This is a genomic window from Roseovarius pacificus (assembly GCF_900142665.1).
Lineage (GTDB): Bacteria > Pseudomonadota > Alphaproteobacteria > Rhodobacterales > Rhodobacteraceae > Roseovarius > Roseovarius pacificus.
The window spans coordinates 39,164-53,587 of record NZ_FRBR01000018.1 but is presented as its reverse complement, the minus strand read 5'-3'; the positions used below and the strand labels follow the sequence as shown (position 1 = coordinate 53,587).

At 60.8% G+C, this 14,424-nt stretch carries 17 protein-coding genes; 10 read left to right on the top strand and 7 right to left on the bottom strand.

The genetic code is table 11. The features are described from left to right. Window positions 1-25: 25 nt before the first annotated feature. From BUB53_RS22865 to BUB53_RS19635, 5 genes are all read right to left on the bottom strand, one after another. A complete protein-coding gene (locus BUB53_RS22865; RefSeq protein ID WP_159437878.1) occupies window positions 26-169 on the bottom strand; it encodes a hypothetical protein in 144 nt (47 codons plus the stop codon). Between the two features lie 49 nt (window positions 170-218). Beyond that, window positions 219-836: an SMC-Scp complex subunit ScpB gene (gene scpB / locus BUB53_RS19650; protein WP_073037350.1), complete on the bottom strand. Its 618-nt coding sequence runs from the start codon at window positions 834-836 to the stop codon at window positions 219-221. 60 nt (window positions 837-896) lie between these two features. Further along, a complete protein-coding gene (locus tag BUB53_RS19645; protein ID WP_073037348.1) occupies window positions 897-1,190 on the bottom strand; it encodes a type II toxin-antitoxin system RelE/ParE family toxin in 294 nt (97 codons plus the stop codon). Beyond that, entirely contained in the window at window positions 1,177-1,443 is a 267-nt protein-coding gene (locus BUB53_RS19640; RefSeq protein WP_073037346.1) for a type II toxin-antitoxin system ParD family antitoxin, read from the bottom strand. Before BUB53_RS19640 ends, BUB53_RS19645 begins: the two co-directional genes overlap by 14 nt. Before the next feature lie 100 nt (window positions 1,444-1,543). Continuing rightward, window positions 1,544-2,428: a DUF1403 family protein gene (locus BUB53_RS19635; RefSeq protein WP_073037343.1), complete on the bottom strand. Its 885-nt coding sequence runs from the start codon at window positions 2,426-2,428 to the stop codon at window positions 1,544-1,546. A gap of 158 nt (window positions 2,429-2,586) precedes the next feature. On the opposite strand from BUB53_RS19635, the gene BUB53_RS19630 reads away from it, so the two are divergent. Then, the gene (locus BUB53_RS19630) at window positions 2,587-3,684 is read left to right on the top strand and encodes a tyrosine-type recombinase/integrase (protein WP_073037366.1); all 1,098 of its coding nucleotides are present in this window, start codon (window positions 2,587-2,589) and stop codon (window positions 3,682-3,684) included. Window positions 3,685-3,687: 3 nt separating this feature from the next. On the opposite strand, the gene BUB53_RS19625 is transcribed toward BUB53_RS19630, so the two are convergent. Then, complete coding sequence (locus BUB53_RS19625; protein WP_073037341.1) at window positions 3,688-3,996, bottom strand: type II toxin-antitoxin system RelE/ParE family toxin; 309 nt, start codon at window positions 3,994-3,996, stop codon at window positions 3,688-3,690. Then, window positions 3,983-4,228 carry a type II toxin-antitoxin system ParD family antitoxin gene (locus tag BUB53_RS19620; RefSeq protein WP_073037339.1) on the bottom strand — a complete coding sequence of 82 codons (246 nt, stop codon included), beginning with the start codon at window positions 4,226-4,228 and terminating at the stop codon, window positions 3,983-3,985. Before BUB53_RS19620 ends, BUB53_RS19625 begins: the two co-directional genes overlap by 14 nt. A gap of 121 nt (window positions 4,229-4,349) precedes the next feature. Here BUB53_RS19620 and BUB53_RS19615 point away from each other — a divergent pair, with 121 nt between their 5' ends. The 9 genes from BUB53_RS19615 to BUB53_RS19575 all read left to right on the top strand — a co-directional run bounded on the left by BUB53_RS19615 (window position 4,350) and on the right by BUB53_RS19575 (window position 14,415). Continuing rightward, the gene (locus tag BUB53_RS19615) at window positions 4,350-5,231 is read left to right on the top strand and encodes a recombinase family protein (RefSeq protein WP_009807472.1); all 882 of its coding nucleotides are present in this window, start codon (window positions 4,350-4,352) and stop codon (window positions 5,229-5,231) included. Window positions 5,232-5,365: 134 nt separating this feature from the next. Further along, on the top strand, window positions 5,366-6,559 hold the full coding sequence (gene repA, locus BUB53_RS19610) for a plasmid partitioning protein RepA (protein ID WP_073037337.1): 1,194 nt from the start codon (window positions 5,366-5,368) through the stop codon (window positions 6,557-6,559). Continuing rightward, the gene (gene repB / locus BUB53_RS19605; RefSeq protein ID WP_073037334.1) at window positions 6,543-7,472 is read left to right on the top strand and encodes a plasmid partitioning protein RepB; all 930 of its coding nucleotides are present in this window, start codon (window positions 6,543-6,545) and stop codon (window positions 7,470-7,472) included. Before repA ends, repB begins: the two co-directional genes overlap by 17 nt. Window positions 7,473-7,685: 213 nt before the next feature. Then, the gene (repC, locus tag BUB53_RS19600; RefSeq protein ID WP_040884173.1) at window positions 7,686-8,897 is read left to right on the top strand and encodes a plasmid replication protein RepC; all 1,212 of its coding nucleotides are present in this window, start codon (window positions 7,686-7,688) and stop codon (window positions 8,895-8,897) included. 1,205 nt (window positions 8,898-10,102) lie between these two features. Then, complete coding sequence (locus tag BUB53_RS19595; RefSeq protein ID WP_073037332.1) at window positions 10,103-10,588, top strand: hypothetical protein; 486 nt, start codon at window positions 10,103-10,105, stop codon at window positions 10,586-10,588. 40 nt (window positions 10,589-10,628) lie between these two features. Further along, window positions 10,629-11,567 (top strand): ArdC family protein, encoded by a 939-nt coding sequence (locus BUB53_RS19590; RefSeq protein WP_073037331.1) that lies wholly within the window; start codon window positions 10,629-10,631, stop codon window positions 11,565-11,567. Between the two features lie 23 nt (window positions 11,568-11,590). Continuing rightward, window positions 11,591-11,800 carry a DUF6330 family protein gene (locus BUB53_RS19585; RefSeq protein WP_073037328.1) on the top strand — a complete coding sequence of 70 codons (210 nt, stop codon included), beginning with the start codon at window positions 11,591-11,593 and terminating at the stop codon, window positions 11,798-11,800. An 87-nt stretch (window positions 11,801-11,887) separates the two neighbouring features. Beyond that, window positions 11,888-12,277 (top strand): DUF3768 domain-containing protein, encoded by a 390-nt coding sequence (locus BUB53_RS19580; RefSeq protein ID WP_073037326.1) that lies wholly within the window; start codon window positions 11,888-11,890, stop codon window positions 12,275-12,277. 155 nt (window positions 12,278-12,432) lie between these two features. After that, entirely contained in the window at window positions 12,433-14,415 is a 1,983-nt protein-coding gene (locus BUB53_RS19575; RefSeq protein ID WP_073037324.1) for a ParB/RepB/Spo0J family partition protein, read from the top strand. The last annotated feature ends 9 nt before the right edge of the window (window positions 14,416-14,424 follow it).

Genomic DNA, 14,424 nt, shown 5'->3' with positions numbered 1-14,424 from the left:
AACCCATGCCCCTTGACCTCGCAGCCTAAAACACCGACTCTTCATATGCCCGGAGCGCGCCGCCAGGGAATTTCCACAGCATTCGCGACACGACCCGATAGAACCGCGCCATGTTCTGCGCCGGATCGATGCGTTCGAGATCGACAGGGTCGTGTACGCCGCTTTGCATGGCCAGAGTCTCGCCTGTCGGGCCTCATCCGTCCAATGACAAATCTGAATCAATCCACCCTGACCGATTCAGCTTTGTGATGATCCAGCCCCGCATCCTCCAGCCCCTCCCGATCAGGCAGGTCCTGCAGGCTCTCCATCCCGAACACCGTCAAGAACCGCTCGGTCGTCACGAATGTATAGGGCGCTCCGCGCCGCGGCGACCGGGGGCCGGTCCCGATCAGACCGTGGGCATGCAGGCGTCCGATGAGATCACGGCTGATCTCCTTGCCGAAGATGTCCTTGAGCCCATCACGGGTAATCGGCTGGTGATAGGCGATGGCGGCCAGCACCGCGACGTCGTACTCGCGAAGATCGAGATCCTGGTCGCCCAGATCCGCCGCCGTCCGGATCGCCGCCGCATAGGCCGGCCGGGTCCGCAGCATCCAGCCACCGGCGACCTTGGCGACCTCGAAGGCCCGCCCCTCCAGATCGGCGGCAAGGTCCTCGACCAGCAGATCGACCGAGGCCCCCTGCCCCACCACCCGCGCCAGGTCTTCGCGCGGCAGCGGCGAGGCCGACGCAAACAGCACCGCCTCGATCCGCCGCATCCATTCGCGCCAGCGCAACTCCGGCGGCAGGTCGGGCAACTCGCGGTCAAGATCGGGGTCGGGTCGGTCTATGGCCATCTCAGGCTCCAGGACAGCGGGTCATGCCCAGCCTCCTCCGCAATGGGCACATACCCCCGGTCACCCAAGATGCCGCCCGGGGTCCATATGCCCGTGCAGAACCCGCAGGACACGAATACCGCCCGCAATCTGCCGATAGTAAACAGCGTGAGAGACGCTCTCATAGCGCCGCACCCCTTCGCTCACATATCCATAATCCGAGCCGAAACTCGGGTTTTCCGCCACGATTTCGATCCGGCCATGAAGAACCTCGCTATACTGTTCGGCCTGATGCAGGCCAAACTCTTCGATACCATACAGGTAGATGTCGATCAGGTCGCGCTCGGCATCACGGGAAATTTCAATCCTCGCCACGTAGCAGGCCCTTTTGCCGCGCTTCCTCGCGTGCGGCGGCCATGATGTCGCTCAAGCCACGCGTGCTGACGCCCCCGGCCTCGGCCCGCTCCAGCATGTTGCGCAGATCATCAAACGCCGCCTCCCGGCGTTCCTGATCGCGCCGCACCAGATCGCGGAAATACTCGCTCACATTGCCGTAACGGCCTGCGCTGACCTGCGCCTCGACCCAATCGTTCATCTGATCGGGCATCGAAATCGTCAGTCTGGACATGATATGCCTCCGCCTTGATTGTCATACCTGTTCATATCTAATCATACTACTTGAACATCCAACCCACAACCGCCCGCTATCACCGATCCACTCGCCATCCCTACACCCCATACAGCCGGAAGGTGTCGCGCCCGGTCAGCTCGCGCACCGCGCCCAGATCGACCAGCCGGTCACAGAGCCGCCGCGCGGCGCGATCCGGCAAGGGCAAAGCCGACGGCGCCACGGCATCGCGGGTCAGGAACATCTCGACCGCGTCGCCGGCCCGCTTGGCCCGAAGTTTCGGAGCGACCGCTTTCAGATGCGCCGCCCGACGCGCGAGATCGGCAGCAAGGCGCACGGCCTCGACCACCGACGAGGTGAGCGCGCGATGACAGACCAGCCGCAAGTCTTCCCCACGCTTGCGCAGGTCGGCGCGTTTCAGGCCCGGGGCCAGCAGCGGCACAAGATGACCCCAACCGAGGGCTTGGGCGAGGGCTATATCCGCGAGGATCAACGCGGGCACATCGGCCCGCGGCGCCTCGCGCAGCACTGCTTCCAACACCAGTGCGGCACGCTTGACCGGTGCCCCCTGCCCCGCATCCAGCCACGTCGCGATCTGGTCCGGCCTGAGGGTCGGCAAGGCTCGGCCCAGGGCCTTGATCGACAGCGGCCGCTCCACCGCGCGCCGCCAGGCGAGGTAGACCTCGCCCGCCGGTCCGGGCAGATCGCCGGGCCGCAGAAGGTGCACTGCATCCCGCAGCTCCCCTGCCCTCTCGGGACGCCCGGAAAACGCGACACAGGCTTCGGCCGCGCGCAGCGCCAACCGATCCCGCAACAAGGCATGGGGGAGGTCAACTCGGCTCAACACAAGATACAGGTGGTCCAGCGCCGCACCCGACAAAAACGCAACATCTTCAAGGGTTTCAGCGCGTGCAGAGGTGACCCAAGCGGGCATCCGGGGTAACGTATCAAGGTCGCTGATGTGATCCGGCCGGGCAAATGTCATGTCTCCGACGCTACCCCGCCACGGCGCTTTTTACCAGATATTTCCGCACAAACCGCCGCACTTTGCAATTCACAGCTATGTCCAATAAGTTTGCCTTATCGGACATGAAGGGATATGCTGCGGAACAATCTCAGAAATACCGCTTTTTCGGGGGAAAGATGTCGTCAAACAACGAGAAACCAACCTCAACGACCTCCAACACGTTTGAAGTTTCTCCCCTCGACGAGAGAGATCAAGAAGAATGCGATGGCATCGCCCTGCCCTCCCATGTCGCGGGGTCCGGCACGCTCGACCGGTTGGTGGACACCGCTCGGGGTTATGCCAAGGCTTCGACGGCCCAGAACACGAACAAGGCCTACGCGGCCGACTGGAAGCACTTTGCGCGTTGGTGCAGGCTCAAGGGAACCGATCCTCTGCCTCCGTCGCCAGAAATGATCGGGCTCTACCTAACCGACTTAGCCGCGCCAGCCAACGACGCCCCTGCCCTAACCGTCTCAACCATCGACCGTCGTCTGTGCGGTCTCGCTTGGAACTACGCGCAACGCGGCTTCACCCTCGACCGCAAGAACCGCCACATCGCCACCGTGCTGGCCGGGATCAAGCGCAAACATGGCCGTCCGCCGGACCAGAAGGAAGCGATCCTGCCTGAGGACATTCAGGCCATGGTGGCGGCCCTTCCCTACGATCTCCGCGGGCTCCGGGACCGGGCGATCCTGCTCTTGGGCTATGCAGGTGGCCTGCGCCGTTCGGAGGTGGTCTGCCTCGATGTGCACAAGGACGATACACCGGACTCCGGCGGCTGGGTCGAGGTCTTTGACGGCGGTGCCCTGCTCACCCTCAGTGCCAAGACCGGCTGGCGCGAGGTCGAGGTCGGGCGTGGCTCAAGCGACCAGACCTGCCCCGTCCATGCGCTCGAACAATGGCTGCACTTCGCGAAGGTCGACTTCGGCCCGGTTTTTGTGCGCACCTCCCGCGATGGCAAACGCGCCCTGGAAACCCGCCTTTCCGACAAACACGTCGCCCGCCTGATCAAGACCACCGTCCTGAAATCCGGCATCCGGTCAGACCTCCCCGAGAAAGACCGCCTCGCCCTATTTTCGGGCCACAGCTTGCGCGCCGGTCTCGCCAGTTCGGCCGAGGTCGACGAACGCTACGTCCAGAAGCAGCTCGGGCATGCCTCGGCCGAGATGACCCGTCGCTACCAACGCCGCCGTGACCGGTTCCGGGTGAACCTGACGAGGGCCGCGGGGCTGTGACACTCATCCCTCCAGGAGATAGGCCGTCAGGTTCTGGTGGGCATGCAATATGCGGATGATCTCAACTCCCTGCCCTTGCGCCCGGTAGATCACCAGGTGCACGCCACTGGGATGGATGCGTACCGGGGGAATGAACTCGCCGCGTTCCCGGGCCATCTCTGGAAAGTCTGAAAGTAGATCGAAGAGCGCGAACAAACCATCCGCATAGCTATCTGCCTGTTCGATGCCCCAGGTGTCTGCGCCGTAACGCCAGATGTCGGACAAATCGGATTGAGCGGCGGATCGAATGACCCAACGGCTATTCTTCGGCATATTCAGCGCGCATCCGGGACTTGAACGTGCCACAATCAAGCGGGGCCGCCGGCCCGCTGGCGAGGCCTACGTCGACAGCAGCCTGAATTTCCGCAACGGCCTCACGACGGGCACGGTCACGCCGGATCAGGTCGCGAACATAGTCGCTGGAATTGGCATAGCGTCCGGTCTTTGCCTGTTCTTCGACCCAGCTCTTCATCGGGTCCGGCAATGAAATATTCATTGTGCCCATAGTCGTCTCCCTCTCTGTAAGATCTATGGCAAAGATTGCCAAAAAGCAAGAACAGCTCATATACTTACTGCCAAACGGTCGTTTAGTAACGGTATATGAAATTGCAAACGGCCCCGTTTTCATGCCCCTGATAGGCTATGCCCGCGTATCGACAGAGGATCAGACCCCCCTGCCCCAGTCTGAGGCCCTGCAAACTGCGGGATGCGTCGAGATCTTCGAAGAGCACGCCTCAGGCGGCAATCGCGCGCGTCCTGTGCTCGCGCGGGTGCTCGAACGCGTCCAGAGCGGCGATACGCTGGTCGTCGTGCGAATTGATCGGCTTGCGCGGTCTCTGTCGCACTTGTTGGAGGTGATCGAACGTCTGGAGGCCAAGGGAGCTTTCTTCCGCTCGCTGCAGGATCCAATCGACACCGCCTCCCCTCAAGGAAAATTCACATTGCAGGTTCTGGGCGCCGCGGCCGAGTTCGAGCGCGCGCTGATACGTGAGCGTACCAAGGCGGGCCTTGCCTCTGCGCGCGCCAAGGGTCGCGTTGGTGGCAATCCTGGGCTTCGCACCAAGGACCCCGCCGCGCTGCGCAAGGTGCGGCTGGCACGACAGGACGGCTACATGGAGCGCCTGAACGAAACCGCGCAGGATTGGGTGCCCCACGTGCGACGCCTACGGCCGGATATGGCCTGGGAAGATGTCTTGCGAATCATTAATGGCCCCCTGCCCCACGACCGGCACTGGACCCAAAGCCGCCTACTCCGTGCTGTGAAAGCCTATGTCCGCGACGGGTTTCTGCTAGATGAAGTGCTTGGCCGCGCCGGACGCCGCGAAACCGATGACCGCCTGCCAGCTATCGTGGCTGCCATCAAAGGCTCGGACCCGGAAATCACACTGCAGGCGATCTGCGACCGGCTGGAATCGATGCGTGAGCGCACCCCTCGAGGCCGCACTAGCTGGCAGCCGTCTTCGGTCAAAATGCTGCTTGAGCGTGCGGAAAAGTTGGGGCTCCTCTGAACACGACACTTGTGTTGGCCTGACGGATTGCCACTAAATCTAGAAAGTGCTTGCACGAATCTGGGTGGTCGGGCAATAGTCTCGAAAAATAACGCGCGGTCACATAAAAAACGCGCCCACGGATCGGGGCAGACATGAGCGAAGCAGAACAGGATCTAGATATCGCCATCGGGCACTACGCGGAACTTCTCGCGTCGAACCTGCATGCTCAGCGCGCTGCACACTTCCCACCGGATGCAAAGAAGGTGATGCGCACTTTGACCAGCGGCGAAGCTGCTGAACTCCTTGGTGTCGACCATACCTATCTTCGGAAGCTTCATCGAGAAGGAAAGATCGTTGACGTCGAGACGACGGCTGGAAGTCATCGTCGCTATACGCTCGACGATATCTGGGAAATCCGTCAGACGCTTGAAGGAAATGCAAAGAAGTCTGGAACTTACGTGCCTGGACGTCGCGACGGTGACGAGCTTCAAGTCGTTTCAGTGGTGAACTTCAAGGGCGGATCGGGCAAAACGACGACGTCTGCTCACCTCGCTCAGCGCTTGGCGCTCAAGGGGTACAGGGTTCTTGCGATCGATCTCGACCCCCAAGCATCTCTTTCGGCTCTTCACGGAATCCAGCCAGAACTCGACCTCATGGAGGGCGGAACCCTCTATGATGCCGTTCGCTATGACGATCCGGTTCCGATCGCCGAAGTGATCCGCAAAACCTACATCCGCGGCCTTGATCTTATCCCGGGCAACCTTGAACTCATGGAGTTCGAGCACGAGACGCCTGCTGCGATCCAGCGAGGCGGAGCGAAGGCGTTCTTCGCGAGAGTTCATGACGCACTCGATAGTGTTGAAGCGAACTACGACGTTGTTGTGATCGACTGTCCGCCGCAACTTGGTTTCTTGACGATGTCAGCACTTTCCGCGTCCTCGGGTGTGCTCGTGACGGTTCACCCGCAGATGCTTGACCTTATGTCGATGTCCCAATTCCTGCGAATGACTGCGGATCTCCTTGGAGTAATCAGGGATGCAGGCGCAAATCTGCGCTTCGATTGGCTTCGCTTCTTGCCAACGCGATACAAAGTCGGCGACGCGCCACAGACCGAAGTCATCGCCTTCATTCGCGGGCTCTTTGGGAGGTCGGTCCTGACCAATCACATGGTTGAGTCGACCGCAATTTCTGATGCCGGCTTGACCAAGCAAACGCTCTACGAAGCTGACAAGAAGGACTTCACGCGTCAGACGTTTGATCGTGCGATCGAATCTATGAACGCAGTGAACGATGAGATCGCTGAAATCATCCAGAACACATGGGGGTGGAATGGCAAGAAAGCCTAAACTTGGCCTGCCGCTGCAGACCCTTCGCAACGCTCCTGACGCTCTTGAAGGGCGCCGACTGCGTGGCGGTGTTTTTGAGATCGATCCGGCGCAGATTGTTACCGAAGGACGGTTGGATGACAGGCTTCAGATTGACGTTGAGGGCCTGAAGAACTCTATTTCCAAGAACGGTCAGCGTGTGCCTGTCTTGGTCCGCCCACTGGAAGGCGATCGCTACAACCTGATCTATGGCCGCAGACGCTTGGAAGCATGTCGCGAACTCGGTATCAAAGTTCGAGCCATCGTCACAGAGGTTGAAGGTGATCAAGCGCTTCGAGATCAGCTTCTCGAGAACCAAGAGCGTCGTGATCTTAGCTTTATTGAGCGTGCGCTCGTTGCGACGGCACTTCTGGACGGTGATCATTTGGAAGGGGCTGAGCGCACCAATCGAGGTGTCGCCGAAGTCCTTAACCTCCACGAAGCTGGGGTTTCACAACTCTTGAGTGTCGTTCGGATGGTCGGCGAGGAACTCATCCAGGCAATTGGTGCGGCTCCCGGGATTGGTCGCCCGAGATGGGAAGAGCTCAAAAAGGCTTTGGGTGCCTACGACGGTGATCGAGACCAACTGCAAGCCGTAGCTCATGCAGCCAAGTCCGAAAGTTCCGGCTCGGTCGATGAGGTTTCTGAGCGTGCGTTTCTCGCAGTTCTGGCAGCTGCGAAGAGAGCAGAGAAGAAAGCAAGCCCGTCTAGAAAGGGTGTGCCTGCTTTGGCGATCCCCGGTGTTGGAGCTGCGACGGTCAAGACCGGCCGCCAAGGCAAGCAGCTCAAACTTGATCTAACTACGGATGAACCTGATTTTATCAGCTGGTTGGAGGGCAACGCCCCAAAGCTGATTACCGAGCTTCATGAGCGCTGGAAGCGTTCAGGAGACTGAGGAAGAGCAACCAACAAGAAGGAGGCACGATACAGGCAAAAAGAAAAAGGCCCCGAGAAGCTAGCTTCACGAGACCTTTGTAAGGTTTCGCACCGGGATCAGCCCGCTACAAAATCTCAGTTTTCGCACTTCTGAATGTAGCGTTCTGGCCCCTACCCCGCAAGCGCAAAGCGATTCGCGGGCCCTAGAATTTTTGTCTTCGTGGACATTTTCATGGAGTACACACCAATCTCGCCGTTTATGCGGCCGATTTCGCACGCCCATTTGCGCGTCATTGAGCGACCCGAGGCATCTGTTCCAGCCAGACCCGTTAACAAGTGGGAACTCCTGCGCGAGCTCTCCAAGGCGCAAGCGGCCTTTGGGGTCTCGGAACGTGATCTGACGGTTTTGCAGGGGCTCCTCAGCTTCTTTCCGGACGATGCGCTTGGCGGGAACGCCGAGATGGTCGTCTTCCCCTCGAACAAGGCGATCTGTGAGCGCCTGAATGGTATGCCCTGCTCCACGATGCGTCGTCACCTCGCGCGTCTTGTCGAGGCTGGCTTGCTCCAGCGGCGCGATAGCCCCAATGGGAAGCGTTACGTCCGCAAGCACGGCGAAGATCGCGTTGCCTTTGGCTTCGATCTTTCCCCGCTCTACTGTCAGTCCGAGGAGATAGCACGGGCCGCAGAGGCCGTACGTGAGGCTGAGGAGCGCGTCAGGCGCCTGAGAGAGGTCGTAAGCCTCATGCGACGCGACCTCGCGGCCCTCGCCGAGTTCGGAGACGAGATACAGCCCGGCCTAGGCTTCTGGGATCAGCTTCGCGACAAGGCTGCACTCACAGCCCGCGCGCTTCGCCGCAAGCTTTCAATTGAGGACCTCGCGGCCTATCGAGCCGACCTTGAAGCTCTCCTTGACCAGGCACGCAACATCATTGATGGCCCTGAAACAGAAGAAATGAACACCAATGATGCCCATTCTGAGCGTCACCATCATAATTCAAATAAAGAATCTATAGATCTTGAACCTGCTTTAGAAAAAAGCGGGGCGGCGGCGGGTGTGCCAGATGTGGACACGGATGAGCCTGTGGCTGACGTCGATGAACAGGACACAAGACACCTGCCAAAGATCCCGCTGCACCTAGTGATCGCGGCATGTCCCTCGCTTAAGACCTTCTACCAAGGTGAGATCCGGCATTGGCATCAGCTCTTCGATGCGGCGTGCCATGTGCGGCCAGCCATGGGAATCAGTGCGTCTGCATGGGAAGAAGCACAGCGGTTCATGGGTCCGGAGCAAGCGTCGATCGTCGTTGCAGCCATGCTGGAACGCTTCGCCGACATAAGATCGCCTGGTGGATACTTGCGAGCTCTGACTGCCAAAGCTGCGGCAGGCGAGTTTTCCTGTGGCCCAATGGTCATGGCATTGATTGGCCGGCGGAACGCTGCTTAACAGCTGTTAAACTCCGATCTCGTGCGGCTGGCATGGCATAACTTAACAGCTGTTAAGTAGGCTCTCGGCACACAAACGGTGTTCGAGAGAGAAAAGTTAGGGGGTTGAGGTGTGGCGGTATTTGAGATCGTGAAAGTGGCTTTCGCCTTCGTCCCGGCGAAGCTCTGATGACGAGGGCATCCCGATCATCATGGTAAAACCTCAGCTGGTGACCATCGCTGCTAGTAGCGCAAAGGCGGCTAGCGAAGAACATACAGAGCGTTGCGCTGCAGCCAACCTAGCAGTTGCGCGCCTCTGCGGCCCCTGCCCTTTTCGATGTCTGAGATCTGATGATGAATACCCTCAACAATTGGCTCTACGCTATCCGGCGCCTGCTGACGGCGATTTAGGTCCTGGCCTCGGATATTCGCTTGGCCTTCATCGGTGCTAATGCCTGAGAGGTAGGTTGTGGATGTCTGTTGCATGATATCGTGGCTACGGGCCGTAGCGCACAAGGAGCAGATGATCGATGGTTGCCAAAACCGTTTGACCAAGGGCTCGATCCTCGAATTCCCGCGCGCGGGGAAGGGGGAGCCGGTAACTTCTCAGTCACTTCGATAATGGCGACATGGCCAACGAGGCAATCGGTTCCTCAAGCGCAGCAGCTGGTTGCCAGCGGTCCCGCGTTCCGCTGATTTGGTCGTAGTGGACGACGAGGACATCGCAGAACAGCGGTTGCAACTCAATCTCTTGATTTCATGACACCCGAACTCTTCAAAAGAGTGCATTGATGTTGGCTGCGGAATGATCTGATCCGTCAGATGGAGGAAAATGATTTAATAACAATAGGTTATTGCGTTTTTTGGTATTCGCGATGAGAAATCATGCCCATAACAGCCTTCATCGACATGATTTCCCTTTCCAGGGTGCCGATCCGCTACATCGACGGGAAGCCAAAGCATCAGCACGCTTTACGAAGAAGTTGGCAGTTGCGGGCCGATTGAGCGGTCTGGGCTATCTCGTGAAGAAGGAACCGCCACAGGTCTAGCCCATGGGCCCTGTGGAAGTTCTGATCCCGTCGTACCAGTACAGTTCGGTGGCGGTTGGGTGTTTCATGGGTTTGGTCCACGAAAAGTGAAAGTGTTCTTCGGGTTTTGTGACTGACGGATGAGGGCCTTTGGGGTCCCTCAGATGGGTCCGGGCCGGATTCCGGTCTGTCTTTCCTGATGAAGGGCATTCCGATGCAAACAGGTGTCTTGCGCGTGTTGCGCGCGACCGCTGCCTCCTGGTGGCGGCATAGAGAACTGCGCCGAACTGGCCAGACGGGGCTGGCGAAGCGGCTCGAAAGCGAGACCGTCATGCGTGATCTCGGCCATCTGAAGCAGGCGGCGTTATTGCCAAACGCGCATGTGATCTGCGGGGAGGGTGGGACGTTCCTTCATCTCGGCTGGACCACAGTGTCGACTTTCGCGGCGATCGAACGCTTTCCCTTGGCCGCTCTTGCGGTCGCACGAGGGACCCCGTTCATCGATATCCAACCCCTCACGGATGTCATCGCCTTCGCCAACCTGCCGCGGGTGACGCGGGACGGATCGGTCGACCCTGACCATTCGGGTCCCGGCAAGTGCGTCTCGCTGACCACCTACATCGACACGGTCGAGCGGCTCGGCGCGAGGATCGTCAACGATCCGCGGCCCCGTCAGTCAATCTGATCACCACTCCCTCTCACCAACACTCGAAAGGAGGCCAGCCATGGCCCGATCCCGCACGCCCAAATTCGATGCCTCCGAGGTCATCACAAACGAAATCATCCGCATCATCGAGCGCGGCGTCCTGCCGTGGCGCAAGCCCTGGACCGCAGGCGGCAGCTCACGCCCCCTGCGCGTGGGCGGTGAACCCTACCAAGGCGTGAACAACTTCCTGCTGACGATGCGGACCGTGATGGCGGGCCACAGCTCACCCTTTTGGATGACGCTGCCTCAGGCCAATGCTTTGGACGCAAAGGTTCGCAAGGGCGAGAAGTCGTCTGTCGTCGTCTACTACGGACAAAGCCGGACGAACGCCGCTGATGAGGACGGTCGCAGCGATGGGGATGACCGCTCCGAGGAGGCCCGGATCTTCCGCTTCCAGAAATCCTACCGTGTGTTCAATGCCTGCCAGATCGAGGGTCTGCCGGACAGCTTCTATCCGGACCCCGAGCCAGCGCCTGAACATCCGCCGTCCGAACCCATCCCGCACATGCAGGCGTTTTTCGATGCCATCGACATCACAACCGTCTTTACCGGCACGGAAGCCTACTATCTACCACCCGTGGACAAGGTCTTCATGCCGCCCATCACGCGGTTCGAGAACCCGCGGAATTTTTACGGGGTCTGGGCCCATGAGCTGGCCCATGCCACCAAGGCGCGCCATCGGCTGAACCGCGACTACGGCCTTTCGCGCTTCGGCAACACGGCCTATGCCCGTGAGGAGATCGTCGCCGAGCTGACCTCGGTGTTCCTTGGCCAGACGCTCGGCTTCACAGCGCATACGCTCGAGATGAATGCCGCTTACCTCTACAATTGGCTGCGCGTTCTGCGCTCGGACAAGGGCGCCATCTTCAAGCACGCCGCTGATGCGCAGCGCGCCTGCGACTACTTGATCGCACGGTCGGAGGCGGGCAGGGCAGGGGGCCGCGCCGAGGCCGCCTGACCACAGGGAGAACGGAGACACCTATGCCACGCAAGGAACCCAAGACGCTGCGGGTGGCCTGCTTCGCTGACGGCCGCCGCAAGATCTTCACCTTCAAGCGCAGTGCCTATTGGTGGAGCGCGTCCGAGGGTGCCTATCCACTCTCGGCAGCGCTCGAGACCATCAAGGAACAGGGCGGCTGGATCGAAACCATCCCCAACCCGAATTACCGACCCAAAGGGCTGTTAGGGTAGGGCGCCTTCGGCCTCGATTCATCCGCCGGGCGGAAAAGGAAAAGCGGGCTTTGAGAAGGGTGTTTCAACATCTCAAAGGAGAGCCCCATGACCATCACCGCACAAACCCAGACAGACTGCCCTGATCCAAGTGTGATCGCAGCGCAGAACGACGCGTTTCGCAAGCTCGCCTGCCTCGGTGTGCCGCCCGAGCAGCCCATCCAGGGCCGGATGCATGTGACCCGCTCGCTTATGGAGGCCGGTGACGGCTTCATGGCCGAGGCGGTGAAGGCCACGGGAATGTTCGACACGTTCGAACCCGAAAATGACCCCGAGGGATGGCACGATTTCGGGGCGGTCGAGGTCCGCGGCGAGACCGTGTTCTGGAAACTGGATTTGTACGAAGCGGATTCCGATTTCCGCTACGGGGCCGAGACCCCGGGCAACCCCGCCACCACCATGCGCGTGCTGACCATCATGTTGGCGCGCGACTGGTAGGGGAGGGGACTCCTCCCACTGACACCCCAGACGATGAAGGCCCGCTGCCCCCTAAAAGGCAAAGCGGGCCTTTTGTCGTGGTGATCCCCGAAGCCGGGGATTGGTCACGCGCGTGATGGCGCGGGCCGCATCTAACTCACCAAGAAGGATATCCCATGACCGCAGGTCTTAATCCCGCTTCCGTCGCCATCGGCGATCTGGTCCCGCATCCCGCCAATGTGCGCAGCAACTCGCCGGAAACTTATGATTCCGAGAACATCGCGCATCTGAAAGCCAGCATCGCCGTACTGGGTCTCCTCCAGCCGCTCCTGGTTCAGAAGATCGACGGCAAATATGCCGTACTCGCAGGCGGTCGCCGTCATGCAGCCCTGAAGGAACTGGTCGCGGACAAGGCCGCCAAAGGCTTTACGGCGAAGACCAAGGTAGACTGCCGCCTCGTGCTCGAGGATTGCGACGTCACCACGGCGCTGTCGCTCGCCGAGAACATCACGCAATCGCCGATGAACGCGATCGACGAATTCGAGGCCTTTGCGCGGATGATGGAGGTCGACGGTCAGACGCCCGAGACCATCGCCAAGACCTTCGGCACCACGATCGCCGCCGTCAAAGGCCGGTTGCGCTATGGGCTGATCCACCCCGACATCCGCGCCGCGGCCCGGGCCAAAGTGATCACGCTCGACACGATGAAAGCCTTCGCCGAGCACCCGAGCCAGGAGGTGCAGAATGAGGTCTACGAGGCGCTCACGAAGGAGGACAGCTACCTTCAGGCCTATACCGTGCGTCAAGCGCTCAAATCCCGCGGGGTGCAGGTCAGCGACGATATCGGGGCTTTCGTGCGCGAGGACTATGAGGCCCGCGGCGGGGCCATCGTGGCTGATCTCCTGGACGAGCATTCCGTGCTCGAGGATGCCGCGCTGGTTGAGACTATCCTGCTCGAGAAGCTCGGGGCCGCTGCCGAGGAGGCTCGCATCAAGCTGGGCTTTGCTTGGGCGGATGCAATGCTGCGCTATGATTACGCGACCATGGCCGACTATGGCCGCGTCTATCCCGGCCCGATCGAGCCCAATGAAGCCACCCAAAAGCGCATCGACGAGATCACCGCGGAACTCGAGAAGCTCCAGCTCGAGATGGAGGATGAGGGGCTCGAAGACGACGCCTACAACGCTCTCTACGACCGCGTGGACGCCTTGGAAGAGGAAGCCCGCGACCTGCAGGAGGCCTACAGCGCCGACGACCTGGCCCGCGCCGGTGTGATTGCGTCCTGGTCGAGTGGGCAGGTGACGCTCCATGTGGGCCTGGTTCGCCCGGAGGACACCGTCAAAGAGGAGGGCGCGCGCGGCTCCTCGGCAAGCCCGACCGCGGAGGAGGCCCCGGACGCCGGCGAAATCACCTACCCAGCCTCGCTGGCCGAGGACCTCAAGACCGAGCGGGCCATGGCCCTTGGCGCCGCGATGGCGCTGCATCCCGAGGCCACGCTCGATCTGACGCTCTTCAAGCTGGTCAGCGACGTCCTGGGCACCGGGATGAGCGTGACGCAGGCGATCAAGATCGATGCCCGCAAGGAATACCGCAGCCATGCCAAGATGGACGAGATCGACGAGACCTCGCTTGAGCAGGTGGCGGCGGCGCATGATGTGCTGGACCTCTCCTGGCTCGATGACACCCGGTCCCCTGCCGATCAGTTCGCGGCGTTCCGCGCGCTGGAGGCAGGCGAGAAGGCCAAGCTCGTCGCCTTTGCAACCGCCAGCACCACGCAGTCCTGCTTCGCGCGGGACCGCCAGCGCGACAGCCTGATGCATGCGTTCGAGATCGAGATCATGCCCGACATCCGCGCCCACTGGACGCCGAATGCGGCGCTCTTCAACCGCTTCAAGAAGGCCTGGCTCCTGAGGATCCTCGGCGAAGATCTGGGTCTCGCCCAGGAGGCGGTGACGCTGGCCTCGTCGAGCAAGAAGGAGATCGTCGCCTTTTGTGACAAGCTCTTCGCCGAACCCTTCGCCACACTCACGGACGCGCAGCGCGCTGCCGTGGCCGCCTGGTGCCCGCCGATGATGCAGACCGCCGGTGTCGCCTTTGAGGAGGCGGAGCCCACCGTGGAAACTCCGGAGCCTGCCAGCGAGGTCGCGCAAGCGGCCTGACGCATCAAG

Coding starts and splice junctions, on each gene's coding strand:
- BUB53_RS22865 (WP_159437878.1), bottom strand. CDS start 169: ATGCAAAGCGGCGTACACGACCCTGTCGATCTCGAACGCATCGATCCG.
- scpB (WP_073037350.1), bottom strand. CDS start 836: ATGGCCATAGACCGACCCGACCCCGATCTTGACCGCGAGTTGCCCGAC.
- BUB53_RS19640 (WP_073037346.1), bottom strand. CDS start 1,443: ATGTCCAGACTGACGATTTCGATGCCCGATCAGATGAACGATTGGGTC.
- BUB53_RS19635 (WP_073037343.1), bottom strand. CDS start 2,428: ATGACATTTGCCCGGCCGGATCACATCAGCGACCTTGATACGTTACCC.
- BUB53_RS19630 (WP_073037366.1), top strand. CDS start 2,587: ATGTCGTCAAACAACGAGAAACCAACCTCAACGACCTCCAACACGTTT.
- BUB53_RS19625 (WP_073037341.1), bottom strand. CDS start 3,996: ATGCCGAAGAATAGCCGTTGGGTCATTCGATCCGCCGCTCAATCCGAT.
- BUB53_RS19620 (WP_073037339.1), bottom strand. CDS start 4,228: ATGGGCACAATGAATATTTCATTGCCGGACCCGATGAAGAGCTGGGTC.
- BUB53_RS19615 (WP_009807472.1), top strand. CDS start 4,350: ATGCCCCTGATAGGCTATGCCCGCGTATCGACAGAGGATCAGACCCCC.
- repA (WP_073037337.1), top strand. CDS start 5,366: ATGAGCGAAGCAGAACAGGATCTAGATATCGCCATCGGGCACTACGCG.
- repB (WP_073037334.1), top strand. CDS start 6,543: ATGGCAAGAAAGCCTAAACTTGGCCTGCCGCTGCAGACCCTTCGCAAC.
- repC (WP_040884173.1), top strand. CDS start 7,686: ATGGAGTACACACCAATCTCGCCGTTTATGCGGCCGATTTCGCACGCC.
- BUB53_RS19595 (WP_073037332.1), top strand. CDS start 10,103: ATGAAGGGCATTCCGATGCAAACAGGTGTCTTGCGCGTGTTGCGCGCG.
- BUB53_RS19590 (WP_073037331.1), top strand. CDS start 10,629: ATGGCCCGATCCCGCACGCCCAAATTCGATGCCTCCGAGGTCATCACA.
- BUB53_RS19585 (WP_073037328.1), top strand. CDS start 11,591: ATGCCACGCAAGGAACCCAAGACGCTGCGGGTGGCCTGCTTCGCTGAC.
- BUB53_RS19580 (WP_073037326.1), top strand. CDS start 11,888: ATGACCATCACCGCACAAACCCAGACAGACTGCCCTGATCCAAGTGTG.
- BUB53_RS19575 (WP_073037324.1), top strand. CDS start 12,433: ATGACCGCAGGTCTTAATCCCGCTTCCGTCGCCATCGGCGATCTGGTC.